The 12,741-nt window shown below is 60.7% G+C and carries 11 protein-coding genes, 1 tRNA gene and 2 rRNA genes (1 of these 14 cut by a window edge); all 14 read left to right on the top strand.

Annotation, left to right across the window (positions count from 1 at the left end; genetic code table 11):
* Nucleotides 1-1,584: ribosomal RNA gene (locus tag I6L32_RS06910) — 23S ribosomal RNA — on the top strand (it extends 1,305 nt beyond the left edge of the window).
* Between the two features lie 122 nt (nt 1,585-1,706).
* A 5S ribosomal RNA gene (gene rrf / locus I6L32_RS06905) occupies nt 1,707-1,821 on the top strand.
* A gap of 47 nt (nt 1,822-1,868) precedes the next feature.
* Nucleotides 1,869-1,944: transfer RNA gene (locus I6L32_RS06900), tRNA-Thr, on the top strand.
* Between the two features lie 212 nt (nt 1,945-2,156).
* Complete coding sequence (locus tag I6L32_RS06895) at nt 2,157-3,422, top strand: cytosine deaminase (protein WP_216944862.1); 1,266 nt, start codon at nt 2,157-2,159, stop codon at nt 3,420-3,422.
* An 87-nt stretch (nt 3,423-3,509) separates the two neighbouring features.
* Complete coding sequence (gene crcB / locus I6L32_RS06890) at nt 3,510-3,887, top strand: fluoride efflux transporter CrcB (RefSeq protein ID WP_216944861.1); 378 nt, start codon at nt 3,510-3,512, stop codon at nt 3,885-3,887.
* 65 nt (nt 3,888-3,952) lie between these two features.
* Nucleotides 3,953-4,705, top strand: a complete 753-nt coding sequence (ubiE, locus tag I6L32_RS06885; protein ID WP_010672355.1) for a bifunctional demethylmenaquinone methyltransferase/2-methoxy-6-polyprenyl-1,4-benzoquinol methylase UbiE — start codon at nt 3,953-3,955, stop codon at nt 4,703-4,705.
* A gap of 8 nt (nt 4,706-4,713) precedes the next feature.
* Nucleotides 4,714-5,322, top strand: a complete 609-nt coding sequence (locus I6L32_RS06880; protein ID WP_029313421.1) for an SCP2 domain-containing protein — start codon at nt 4,714-4,716, stop codon at nt 5,320-5,322.
* Complete coding sequence (gene ubiB, locus I6L32_RS06875; protein ID WP_042879057.1) at nt 5,322-6,962, top strand: ubiquinone biosynthesis regulatory protein kinase UbiB; 1,641 nt, start codon at nt 5,322-5,324, stop codon at nt 6,960-6,962. Before I6L32_RS06880 ends, ubiB begins: the two co-directional genes overlap by 1 nt.
* A gap of 39 nt (nt 6,963-7,001) precedes the next feature.
* The gene (gene tatA, locus I6L32_RS06870; RefSeq protein ID WP_010672358.1) at nt 7,002-7,250 is read left to right on the top strand and encodes a Sec-independent protein translocase subunit TatA; all 249 of its coding nucleotides are present in this window, start codon (nt 7,002-7,004) and stop codon (nt 7,248-7,250) included.
* 3 nt (nt 7,251-7,253) lie between these two features.
* On the top strand, nt 7,254-7,712 hold the full coding sequence (tatB, locus tag I6L32_RS06865) for a Sec-independent protein translocase protein TatB (RefSeq protein ID WP_216944860.1): 459 nt from the start codon (nt 7,254-7,256) through the stop codon (nt 7,710-7,712).
* A complete protein-coding gene (tatC, locus tag I6L32_RS06860) occupies nt 7,709-8,461 on the top strand; it encodes a twin-arginine translocase subunit TatC (RefSeq protein ID WP_216944859.1) in 753 nt (250 codons plus the stop codon). The genes tatB and tatC overlap by 4 nt, the downstream gene beginning before the upstream one ends.
* 111 nt (nt 8,462-8,572) lie before the next feature.
* Nucleotides 8,573-9,358: a TatD family hydrolase gene (locus I6L32_RS06855; protein WP_049636359.1), complete on the top strand. Its 786-nt coding sequence runs from the start codon at nt 8,573-8,575 to the stop codon at nt 9,356-9,358.
* 3 nt (nt 9,359-9,361) lie between these two features.
* On the top strand, nt 9,362-10,381 hold the full coding sequence (hemB, locus tag I6L32_RS06850) for a porphobilinogen synthase (RefSeq protein WP_039041081.1): 1,020 nt from the start codon (nt 9,362-9,364) through the stop codon (nt 10,379-10,381).
* 221 nt (nt 10,382-10,602) lie between these two features.
* On the top strand, nt 10,603-12,645 hold the full coding sequence (gene prlC, locus I6L32_RS06845; protein WP_216944858.1) for an oligopeptidase A: 2,043 nt from the start codon (nt 10,603-10,605) through the stop codon (nt 12,643-12,645).
* The last annotated feature ends 96 nt before the right edge of the window (nt 12,646-12,741 follow it).

Genomic DNA, 12,741 nt, shown 5'->3' with positions numbered 1-12,741 from the left:
CAACGTTAATCGGGGCAGGGTGAGTCGACCCCTAAGGTGAGGCCGAAAGGCGTAATCGATGGGAAGCAGGTTAATATTCCTGCACGACTTGTAATTGCGATGGGGGGACGGAGAAGGCTAGGTGGGCCAGGCGACGGTTGTCCTGGTGAAAGTGCGTAGGTGGTGTTTCTAGGCAAATCCGGAGACACAACACTGAGACACGAGACGAACGCACCACGGTGCGGAAGCCATTGATGCCCTGCTTCCAGGAAAAGCCTCTAAGCTTCAGATTACAAGTCATCGTACCCCAAACCGACACAGGTGGTCGGGTAGAGAATACCAAGGCGCTTGAGAGAACTCGGGTGAAGGAACTAGGCAAAATAGTACCGTAACTTCGGGAGAAGGTACGCTCTTGTTGGTGAAGTCCCTTGCGGATGGAGCTGACGGGAGTCGCAGTGACCAGATGGCTGGGACTGTTTATCAAAAACACAGCACTCTGCAAACACGAAAGTGGACGTATAGGGTGTGACACCTGCCCGGTGCCGGAAGGTTAATTGATGGGGTTAGCGCAAGCGAAGCTCTTGATCGAAGCCCCGGTAAACGGCGGCCGTAACTATAACGGTCCTAAGGTAGCGAAATTCCTTGTCGGGTAAGTTCCGACCTGCACGAATGGTGTAACCATGGCCATGCTGTCTCCACCCGAGACTCAGTGAAATCGAATTCGCCGTGAAGATGCGGTGTACCCGCGGCTAGACGGAAAGACCCCGTGAACCTTTACTACAGCTTGGCACTGAACATTGAACCTACATGTGTAGGATAGGTGGGAGGCTTTGAAGGCGTGACGCCAGTTGCGCTGGAGCCGTCCTTGAAATACCACCCTTGTATGTTTGATGTTCTAACGCAGGGCCCTGAATCGGGCTCGCGGACAGTGCCTGGTGGGTAGTTTGACTGGGGCGGTCTCCTCCCAAAGAGTAACGGAGGAGCACGAAGGTTGGCTAATCCTGGTCGGACATCAGGAGGTTAGTGCAATGGCATAAGCCAGCTTAACTGCGAGACGGACAGGTCGAGCAGGTACGAAAGTAGGTCATAGTGATCCGGTGGTTCTGAATGGAAGGGCCATCGCTCAACGGATAAAAGGTACTCCGGGGATAACAGGCTGATACCGCCCAAGAGTTCATATCGACGGCGGTGTTTGGCACCTCGATGTCGGCTCATCACATCCTGGGGCTGAAGTCGGTCCCAAGGGTATGGCTGTTCGCCATTTAAAGTGGTACGCGAGCTGGGTTCAGAACGTCGTGAGACAGTTCGGTCCCTATCTGCCGTGGGCGTTGGATGATTGAAGGGAGTTGCTCCTAGTACGAGAGGACCGGAGTGAACGAACCTCTGGTGTTCGGGTTGTCACGCCAGTGGCACTGCCCGGTAGCTAAGTTCGGAATCGATAACCGCTGAAAGCATCTAAGCGGGAAGCGAGCCCTGAGATGAGTCATCCCTGACCCCTTGAGGGTCCTAAAGGGCCGTTGGAGACCACAACGTTGATAGGTGGGGTGTGTAAGCGTAGCGATACGTTGAGCTAACCCATACTAATTACCCGTGAGGCTTAACCATACAACACCCAAGAAGTGTTCTAAGGCTTGTAGCAAATAGAACGAACTACTCAAATTCAGTGATAATGACAAGCAGCTAGCAAAGTCGTTATTCACGTCAGCTTTCCGAGATTGAAGAATTTGCCTGGCGGCAATAGCGCAGTGGAACCACCTGACCCCATGCCGAACTCAGAAGTGAAACGCTGTAGCGCCGATGGTAGTGTGGCATTCGCCATGCGAGAGTAGGACACTGCCAGGCACCCAATTTTAGATTACGCATTGAGCGTGGTCTTTACCGGTTAGTGTGCTGATATGGCTCAGTCGGTAGAGCGCATCCTTGGTAAGGATGAGGTCCCCAGTTCGATTCTGGGTATCAGCACCATTAAATGAGAAAGCCTCCCAATCGGGAGGCTTTTTTGTATCTGCCTTTCGGCCATCCATCGCAAATTGCAGTCCTGCAATGTCGCACCTTCTTGTTGCTGACATATCTTCCCTTTCTATCCCGTATGCTTTCCGGGCGGCGCTTCTCTATTAAAGGGATCCGGGCTAAGTTGTGGATTGGCAAAGACAACTACGCTTTCGAAGGGGAAGAACATGCTGATTAGGAATGTGCGTCTGGCGGGCAGGGAAGGGATGTGGCAAATCCTCTGTCAGGGAGGCGTGATCCGGGCCATCGAGCCCATGAGCACCCCTCTGCTCGCAGCCCATGAGCTTGATGGTGAGGAGGGTCTCGCCATCGCCCCCTTTATCGAGCCTCACATCCATCTTGATACCACCCAGACGGCCGGTGAACCGAGCTGGAACCTCTCCGGCACCCTGTTCGAGGGGATCGAGCGTTGGGCCGAGCGCAAGGCGCTGCTGACCCATGAGGATGTGAAACAACGCGCCATCCAGACACTGAAATGGCAGATTGCCAACGGCATCCAGTTCGTGCGGACTCACGTGGATGTTTCCGACCCCAATCTGGTCGCCTTGAAGGCGATGCTGGAGGTGCGGGAGGAGATGAAGGAGTGGGTGGAGCTGCAGATAGTGGCCTTCCCACAGGAGGGGATCCTCTCCTACCCCAACGGCAAGGCATTGCTGGAAGAGGCTCTCAAGCTGGGGGCCGACGTGATCGGTGCCATCCCCCATTTCGAGTTTACCCGGGAGTACGGGGTCGAAAGTCTGCACTACGTCTTCGATCTTGCGGAGAAATATCAGGTTCTGGTGGATGTGCATTGCGACGAAATCGATGACGAACAGTCCCGTTTTATCGAGACACTGGCAACCCTGGCCTACGAGCGCGATATTGGCCATAGGGTAACCGCCAGCCACACCACCGCCATGCACTCCTACAACGGAGCCTATGCGTCGCGGCTATTCAGGCTGCTCAGGATGGCGGACATCAACTTCGTCGCCAATCCGCTGGTGAACATTCACCTGCAGGGGCGCTTCGATACCTATCCCAAGCGTCGTGGCATCACCCGGGTGAAGGAGATGCTGGAGGCCAACATCAACGTCTGCTTCGGCCACGACGACGTGTTCGATCCCTGGTATCCCATGGGCACGGCCAACATGTTGCAGGTGCTGCATATGGGGCTGCATGTCTGCCAGATCATGGGCTACGAACAGATCAACGACAGTCTCAAGCTGATCAGCTGTCACAGTGCCCGCACCCTGAACGTGCAGGATCGCTACGGCATCGAGGTGGGCAAGCCCGCCAATCTGCTGATCCTTCCTGCAGAGAATGGTTTCGATGCGGTGCGCCGCCAAGTGCCGGTACGTTATTCCATCCGTCATGGCAGAGTCATCGCCGATACTCGCCCGGCCGAGACGACCCTCCATCTTGTGAATCCAGAACGGGTAGACTTTCGCCGCTAGGGTCTTGCCGGGTCGATTAATTGCCCGGCTGTCCCCTGCTGTCGAGATTTTGCATAATGCCAACCTGACAATCTTGGAGACCGCTTGATGCAAACCTGGTTATTTGTCGCTGTCGGGGGCGCCTTAGGTGCCTGCCTGCGCTTTGGCATCGCCGAGCTGATGGCATGGCTGCTGGGACGCCACTTTCCCTATGGCACCCTGGTGGTCAACGTGGTGGGTTCCTTCATCATGGGGATTGCCTATGCCCTGATCAGCCATGGTCACGTGGTGGAACACCCGATGAAGCCATTGCTGATGGTGGGTGTCCTCGGTGCCCTGACCACCTTCTCCTCCTTTGCCCTCGATACGGTCGTGCTGGCCCAGCAAGGGGCCTATCTGAAGGCACTGCTCAATATTGGTCTCAATCTGTTCCTCTGTCTGGCCATGGTCGTGCTGGGGATGCAGTTGGTCACAAGCCGGGTTTGAGGTGTCCGCACGCCATCGGCTCTGGTAAACTGGCGGCCATTCTTTGCTCTATGGGTATTTGAGGGATGTCGGAACAGACTACTACTACGCATTTTGGCTATAAAACCGTGGCAGCGACCGAGAAGGAAACCCTGGTCGCCGGTGTCTTTCATTCGGTAGCGGCCAAGTATGATCTGATGAACGATCTGATGTCGTTCGGCATCCATCGCCTCTGGAAGCGCTTTACCATCGACTGCTCCGGTGTCCGCAAAGGACAGAAGGTGCTGGATCTGGCTGGCGGCACAGGGGATTTGACCGCCAAGTTCTCCCGCATCGTGGGTGAGACCGGCCAGGTGGTCCTGGCGGACATCAACGACTCCATGCTGAAAGTGGGCCGCGACAAACTGCGCAACCTGGGGGTAGCCAACAACGTCTCCTACGTACAGGCCAATGCCGAGGCGCTCCCGTTCCCTGACAACCATTTCGACGTCATCACCATCGGCTTCGGCCTGCGCAACGTGACCGACAAGGACAAGGCGCTTGCCTCCATGTTCCGGGTGCTCAAGCCGGGTGGCCGCCTGCTGGTGCTGGAGTTCTCCAAGCCGGTGAGCGAAGTGATCGCCAAGCTTTATGATCTCTACTCCTTCAAATTGCTGCCGAAAATGGGCGAAATCGTCGCAAACGACAGCGAAAGCTACAAATACCTGGCGGAATCCATCCGCATGCACCCGGATCAGCAGACCCTGGCGGGCATGATGGAGCAGGTCGGGTTCGAGCAGGTGGAGTTCTACAACCTGACCCAGGGCGTGGTCGCCCTGCACCGCGGTTACAAGTTTTAAGGTCGCCTATGCCGATGGATGCCATGGTCACAGCGGTGATCGAAACCAGCCTCAACCAGTTGCTGGCCCTGGACAAACAGAGCCCGGAGCGGTTGCGCAAGCTGACGGGCAAGGTACTCAAACTGGAGCTGCGCGAACTCAAGCCGCTCTGGTTTGTCTTCTCAGAGCGCCGTCTGGATGTGCTGGCCAGGTTTGAAGGGGAGGCGGATGCGGTGCTGAGCCTCTCCCTGACTGCCCTCGGCCTGCTCAAGGAGCCTTCCGCCCTGACCCGCTATATCCGCGAGGAGAAGCTGGACCTGAGCGGTGACCCCCAGCTGGTGCAGGCATTCAGCGCCCTGCTTGGCGAGCTCGATATCGACTGGGAAGAGGAGCTGTCCCGCTACACCGGCGATGTGGTGGCCCACACCCTGTGCAGTGGTGCCCGTCAGGCTCGCCGTTTTGTGGGGCGAGAGTTGTGCCGTTCCCAGCGTCAAGTGGCTGAGTATCTGACCGAGGAGGCGAGGCTTGCCCCGGGTCCGCTGGAAGTGGCGAGCTTCAATGACGATGTCGAAGAGCTGGCCCAACAGATGAAAGCGATCGAGTTGCGGCTTGCCCGCCTCGAACAGCAGGTGAGCTGATGACCCCGAAGGAGTTCAAACGCCTCTATCGCATCGTCAGCATCCTGCTGGAACAGGGCATCGACGAGCTGGTGCCCGCCCGTTATCAGCCCTGGCCTGGCCGTCTGGCCCGTCGCAGTCTGTTCTGGCTCAAGAACAAGCAACAAGGCATGAGCCGTGGCGCCCGTATTCGCCTCGCCTTCGAGGCCCTGGGCCCCATCTTCATCAAGTTCGGCCAGATGCTCTCGACCCGCCGAGACCTGCTGCCCCCCGACATTGCCGAAGAGCTGGCCCTGCTGCAGGACAGGGTGCCTCCCTTCTGTGGTCAGGCCGCCCGTCGCCAGATAGAAGAGAGCCTGGGTTGCCCCGTCGAGACCCTGTTCGATGAGTTCGACGAGACGCCGCTGGCATCCGCCTCCATCGCCCAGGTGCACACCGCCCGGTTGAAGGAGAACGGCCGCGAGATCGTCATCAAGGTGATCCGTCCCGATATCGAGCCGGTCATCGAGGCCGACCTGCGCCTGATGCAGGCCCTGGCTCGTCTGGTGGCCCGTTTCGTGCCCCAGAGTGGCCGACTGCGCCCCGTCGAGGTGGTGGAGGAGTATCGCAAGACCATACTCGACGAGCTCAACCTGATGCGCGAAGCGGCCAACGCCATCCAGCTGCGCCGCAACTTCACCGGCTCCGAGGCGCTCTACGTGCCCGAGGTGTTCACCGAGCACTGCCGTGAGCAGGTGCTGGTGATGGAGCGCATCTACGGCATTCCGGTTTCCGACATTGCCGCCCTTGAGGCCAACGGCACCAACATGAAGCTGCTGGCCGAGCGCGGAGTGGAGGTGTTCTTCACCCAGGTGTTCCGCGACAGCTTCTTCCACGCCGACATGCACCCGGGCAACATCTTCGTCTCTTTCGAACACCCCGAGAATCCGCTCTGGATCGGCATCGACTGCGGCATCGTTGGCACCCTCAACCGGGAAGACAAGCGCTACCTGGCGGAGAACTTCCTCGCCTTCTTCAACCGCGACTACCGCCGTGTGGCCGAGCTGCACGTGGAGTCTGGCTGGGTACCGCCCGATACCAAGGTGGACGAGTTCGAGTTCGCCATCCGCACCGTGCTGGAGCCCATCTTCGAGAAACCGCTCTCCGAGATCTCCTTCGGCCACGTGCTGCTCAATCTGTTCAACACCGCCCGTCGCTTCAACATGCAGGTGCAGCCGCAGCTGGTGCTGCTGCAAAAGACCCTGCTCTATGTGGAAGGGCTGGGTCGCCAGCTCTATCCCCAGCTGGATTTGTGGCAGACCGCCAAGCCCTATCTGGAAAACTGGATGCACGAGCAGGTCGGCCCCAAGGCGGTGTGGAATGCCATCAAGGAGAAGGCGCCGTTCTGGGCGGAGAAACTGCCGGAGCTGCCGGAGCTGGTCTATGAGACCCTGCGTCAGGCCCGCCATCAGCAGCACCACTTCGACCAGATGTTTGCCGATTTCCGTCGCCACAGTCGCCGTCAGGGGCAGGCCCGCTACCTCTTAGGGGTTGGAGCCAGCCTGCTGCTCGCGGGTGTATTCTTGCTGACCCAGAAACAACACATTGAGTGGGGACAAATCAGCCTCGCCGGCGCCGGGTTATGCTGGCTGCTGGGTTGGTTGCGAACCCGTTCCCATTAAATAACCTGCGCCATCGGGCGCCTATCCGGAGAGAAAGTCATGGGTGGTATCAGTATTTGGCAGTTGTTGATCATCGCAGTCATCGTCGTGCTGTTGTTCGGCACCAAGAAATTGCGCGGTATCGGCGGCGATCTGGGCGCGGCGGTCAAGGGGTTCAAGAAGGCGCTCTCCGATGAGCCGGCCGACACCAAACCCGAGCAGAAAGATGCCGAGTTCCCGACCAAGCAGTTGAACGAGACGGCCAGCAACGCCGAAGCCGCCAAGCAGAAAGACAAAGATCAGGCCTAAGCCATGTTCGACATCGGTTTTTGGGAACTGGTCGTCATCGGCGTCGTCGCCCTGGTGGTGCTGGGTCCCGAGCGGTTGCCGGTCGCGATCCGCACCGCCAGCCACTGGATAAGGCTGATCCGCAGCACCGCCAACTCGGTCAAGGCCGAGCTGGAACAGGAGCTCAAGTTGCAGGATCTGCACAACGACCTGAAGAAGGCCGAACGGCTGCAGATGAACAACCTGAGCCCCGAGCTACAGGAGTCCATCGAGCAGTTGAAAGCGGCCGCCCAGTCGGTGAATCGTCCCTATCAGGGGGAGAACGAGATCCGCCCGCCTCGGGAGCCCGCCCGGGCTGAGCCAGCCACTCCGGTGGCGGCCTCGGTGCCCGCGACCCCAGAGGTGCCAGCGGTCAACAGTCAGCGAGAGAGCGAGCCTGTGCCCGCCAGCGAGTCCGCAGCCAAAGGGGAGGTGAAGCCATGAGTCAGGCAGAACAACCCCTCATCAGCCATCTGGTGGAGCTGAGAACCCGTCTGCTGCGCGCCATCTCCGCCATCCTGCTGGTGTTCATCGCGCTCATCTATTTCTCCAACGACATCTACGATTTCGTGGCCCGGCCGCTGCTCAGCCAGCTGCCTGAAGGGACCAGCATGATAGCGACGGATGTGGCGACGCCCTTCATCACGCCCATCAAGCTGACCCTGGTGGTCTCCTTCTTCGTGGCGATCCCCTATCTGCTCTACCAGGCCTGGGCCTTCATCGCCCCTGGTCTGTACCAGCACGAACGGCGGCTGATCCTGCCCCTGGTGGCCTCCAGCGCCGTGCTGTTCTACGCGGGGATGGCGTTCGCCTACTACGTGGTGTTCCCCCTGGTGTTCGGCTTCTTCACCAGTACCGCCCCCGCCGGGGTGACGGTGGCGACCGACATCGCCAGCTACCTGGACTTCGTGCTGACCCTGTTCTTCGCGTTCGGGGTGGCGTTCGAGATCCCGGTGGCCACCATACTGCTCTGCTGGACCGGGGTGACCACCCCTAGGAGCCTGAAGGAGAAGCGCCCCTACGTCATCGTCGGGGTCTTCGTGGTCGGCATGTTGCTGACGCCGCCCGATGTTTTCTCCCAGACCCTGCTCGCGATCCCCATGTGGGGCCTGTGGGAGATAGGTCTGTTCTTCGCCCGCTTCTACGTGAAGAAAGAGGACGAGGAGCAGCAACAAACGGAAGAGGGGAGCTGAGGCTCCCTTCCTCTTTTCATGCATCCGTTCGAGGCGTATGGTAAGGCCCCATTGAGTAGATGGTTTTCAAATGCCTGATATGCACCTCGTTTGTCCGGAACCCCTGACTCCATGATCGACATCGGTTTGAACCTGACCAGCAGCCAGTTCGCAGGCGAACAGGCCGACCTGGTGGAACGCGCGCGCGCCGCCGGGGTGGAAGCCCTGATCCTGACCGGCACCGATCTGGCCGGCAGCCGCGAAAGTGCCGCATTGGCCGCCCGCTGGCCCGGTTACTGCTTCTCCACCGCCGGGGTACATCCCCATGATGCCAAAAGCGTCAATGAGGCGACCCTGCCCGCCCTGCGCGAACTGGCGGCCCTGCCCCAGGTGGTGGCCATCGGCGAGTGCGGTCTCGACTACAACCGGGACTTCTCCCCCCGCCCGGTGCAGGATGCGGTGTTTGACGCCCAGCTGGCGCTCGCCGCCGAGCTCGGGATGCCGGTGTTTCTGCACTGCCGCGATGCCCATGACAAATTCGTCGAGATCCTGCGCCCCTGGTTGCCCCGCCTGCCGGGGGCCGTGCTGCACTGCTTCACCGGCTCCGACGCCGAGCTGGACGAGTGCCTGGCGCTGGGGCTGCATATCGGGGTGACCGGCTGGCTCTGTGACGAGCGCCGTGGCCAGCTGCTGCGCGAGCAGGTGGCCCGCATTCCGGCGGGTCGCCTGATGATAGAGACGGACGCCCCCTACCTGGTGCCGCGGGATCTGAAACCCAGGCCCAAACGCAACGAACCCGCTTTTTTGCCGCACATCGCCCAGGTGGTGGCGGCCTGCCGTGGTGAAGCGCCCGAGGCCTTGCTGGCCCATACCCGGGCCACCTCCGCCGCATTCTTCCAACTTCCGCTTTTGGAGTGATTCATGGCCACAACTCTTCCGGGGGCCTTCCCGGGCCGTCGCCTGCGCCGGGTGCGCAAACATGACTTCAGCCGCCGCCTGGTGCGCGAGAACGTACTGACCGTCGACGATCTCATCTATCCCGTGTTCGTGCTGGAGGGGGAGGGTCAGCGAGAGGCCGTTGCCTCCATGCCGGGGGTGGACAGGCTCTCCATCGATCTGCTGCTCGAAGAGGCCGCCGAACTGGTGGCCCTGGGTGTGCCGGCGGTGGCCCTGTTCCCGGTGACGCCGCTGGAGAGAAAGAGTCTGATGGCGGAAGAGGCTTACAACCCGGATGCCCTGGCCCAGCGGGCGACCCGTGCCCTCAAGGCTCGCTTCCCGGAGCTCGGGGTCATCACCGATGTGGCGCTCGACCCCTTCACCACCCATGGCCAGGACGGCATCATCGATGACGAAGGCTATGTGCAGAACGACATCACCACCGAGATCCTGGTGAAGCAGGCGCTCTCCCATGCCGCCGCCGGGGCCGACATGGTGGCACCGTCCGACATGATGGACGGCCGCATCGGTGCCATCCGCGCGGCGCTGGAGGAGAATGGCTTCGTCAACGTGCAGATCATGGCCTACTCCGCCAAGTACGCCTCCCACTACTACGGCCCGTTCCGCGATGCGGTGGGCTCCGCCGCCAACCTCGGCAAGAGCAACAAGGCCACCTACCAGATGGACCCGGCCAACGGCAACGAAGCCCTGCACGAGGTGGCCCTCGACATCGCCGAAGGGGCGGACAGCGTGATGGTCAAGCCGGGCATGCCCTACCTGGATATCATCCGCCGGGTGAAGGATCAGTTCGGCGTGCCGACCTTCGCCTATCAGGTGAGCGGCGAGTACGCCATGCACATGGCGGCGATCCAGAATGGCTGGCTCAAGGAGAAAGAGTGCGTGATGGAATCCCTGCTCTGCTTCAAGCGGGCCGGGGCCGATGGCATCCTCACCTACTTCGCCAAGCGGGTCGCCCAGTGGTTGAAAGAGGACGCCCGACGCTGAGGCGGGGAGTGTCCATGCCCTCACAATGCCGGCCCTCGGGCCGGCATTGTCGTCTCTGGCAGATGAGGTGCTGGTTTTATGAACAAAATGCCTGAAAAAGTGGGCAACAAGCCCGTCTCTTGGCGGCAAAGGCTTGATAAATGGGGTTTCTGCCTACATCTTAGATGGTCCAAGCAGGCTTCTGGACGGCAGGGGCTGCAGAGCATTTAGAGGTACCGCAGATGACTAACCCTTTGCTGACAATGGACTCGCTGCCTCCCTTCAGCCAGATCCAGCCCGATCAGGTGCAACCTGCCGTGACGCAGGCCATCGCCGATTGCAAACAGAAGATTGAGGACGTGCTGGCCCAGAAGGAGCCTCACACCTGGGACAGCCTGATCGCCCCGCTGGAAGAGGTCAACGACCGCCTCTCCCGGATCTGGTCCCCCATCAGCCACCTCAACGCCGTGCAGAACAGCGAGGCGCTGAGGGCGGCTCACGATGCCTGCCTGCCGCTGCTGTCCGAATTCCAGACCTATGTCGGTCAGCATGAAGGGCTCTATCAAGCCTATCTGGCCCTCTCCGAGAGCGATGATTTCCCCCGGCTGGATGATGCCCAGTGCAAGGAGATCCTGAACACCCTGCGCGATTTTCGCCTCTCCGGCATCGGTCTGCCTGCCGAGGCGCAGCAGCGCTACGGCGAGATCCAGGCCCGCCTCTCGGAGCTCGCCTCCCGTTTCAGCAACAACGTGCTGGACGCGACCCAGGGCTGGCACAAGCTGGTGACCGACGAGGCCGAGCTGGCTGGTCTGCCCGCGAGCGCCCAGGCTGCCGCGCGCCAGATGGCCGAACTCAAGGGCAAGGAGGGGTGGCTGTTCACCCTGGACATCCCCTCCTATCTGCCGGTGATGATGTATGCCGACAGCCGCGCCCTGCGTGCCGAGCTGTATGAGGCCTTCACCACCCGCGCCTCCGACCAGGGCCCCAACGCCGGCAAGTGGGACAACTCCGCCATCATGACCGAGTTGCTCACCCTGCGCCGGGAGCTGGCCCGACTGCTGGGCTTTGCCAACTATGCCGAGCTCTCCCTCGCGACCAAGATGGCGGACAAGCCGGAGCAGGTGGTGGACTTCCTCACCGACCTGGCTGCCAAGTCCCTGCCCCAAGGCAAGGCGGAGCTCGAAGAGATCCGCGCCTTTGCCGCCGAGCAGCACGGTCAGGACGAACTGGCGGCCTGGGATCTTGCCTATTACGCAGAAAAGCTCAAACAGCACAAGTTTTCGGTCTCTGATGAGCAGTTGCGTCCTTATTTCCCCGCTGGTCGGGTCGTGAAGGGGCTGTTCGAGGTGGTCAAGCGGGTGTTCGGCATGAAGGTGCGCGAGCGTCTCGGCATCGACACCTGGCACCCGGATGTGCGCTTCTACGACATCTTTGACGACGATGACGAGCTGCGCGGCAGCTTCTACCTGGATCTCTACGCCCGCGAGCACAAGCAGGGCGGCGCCTGGATGGATGTCTGCCTGGGTCGCCGCTACCGTCAGGACGGCTCCCTGCAAAAGCCGGTGGCCTACCTGACCTGCAACTTCAACGGCCCGGTAGACGGCAAGCCTGCCCTGTTTACCCACAACGAAGTGGTCACCCTGTTCCACGAGTTCGGCCACGGCATTCACCACATGCTGACCCGCATCGATGTGGCCGGCGTGGCCGGCATCAACGGCGTGGCCTGGGATGCGGTGGAGCTGCCGAGCCAGTTCCTCGAGAACTGGTGCTGGGAATCCGAGGCGCTGGCCTTCATCTCCGGCCATTACGAGACCGGGGAGCCGCTGCCCGCCGATCTGCTGGAGAAGATGCTGACCGCCCGCAACTTCCAGGCGGCGATGCAGATGCTGCGCCAGCTGGAGTTCGCCCTGTTCGACTTCCGTCTGCACCAGACCTTTGACCCGACCAGAGCGGATCAGATCCCTGCGCTGCTGGATGAGGTGCGCAGCCAGGTCGCCGTGATGACGCCTCCGGCGTTCAACCGCTTCCAGCACAGCTTCTCCCACATCTTCGCGGGCGGCTACGCGGCGGGCTACTACAGCTACAAGTGGGCCGAGGTACTCTCTGCCGACGCCTTCTCCCGCTTCGAGGAGGAGGGGATCTTCAACCCGGCCACGGGCCACTCCTTCCTGAAGAACATTCTGGAAAAGGGCGGTTCCAGGGAGCCGATGGAGCTGTTCCGTGCCTTCCGTGGCCGGGAGCCCCAGGTGGATGCGCTGCTGCGTCACAGCGGTATCGCCGCGTGAGGTCCCGCCGCCACAGTGAGCCTCGATTGGATGAGCTGCCGCGCCACTGCGGGAGCTTCAAGCAGGTACACATTTGCGGCATAGTGGGATCGAAAC

Source organism: Aeromonas sp. FDAARGOS 1402 (assembly GCF_019046925.1).
Classification (GTDB): domain Bacteria; phylum Pseudomonadota; class Gammaproteobacteria; order Enterobacterales; family Aeromonadaceae; genus Aeromonas; species Aeromonas caviae.
The sequence above is the reverse complement of the archived record's forward strand: the minus strand, read 5'-3'. Positions and strand labels throughout refer to the sequence as shown.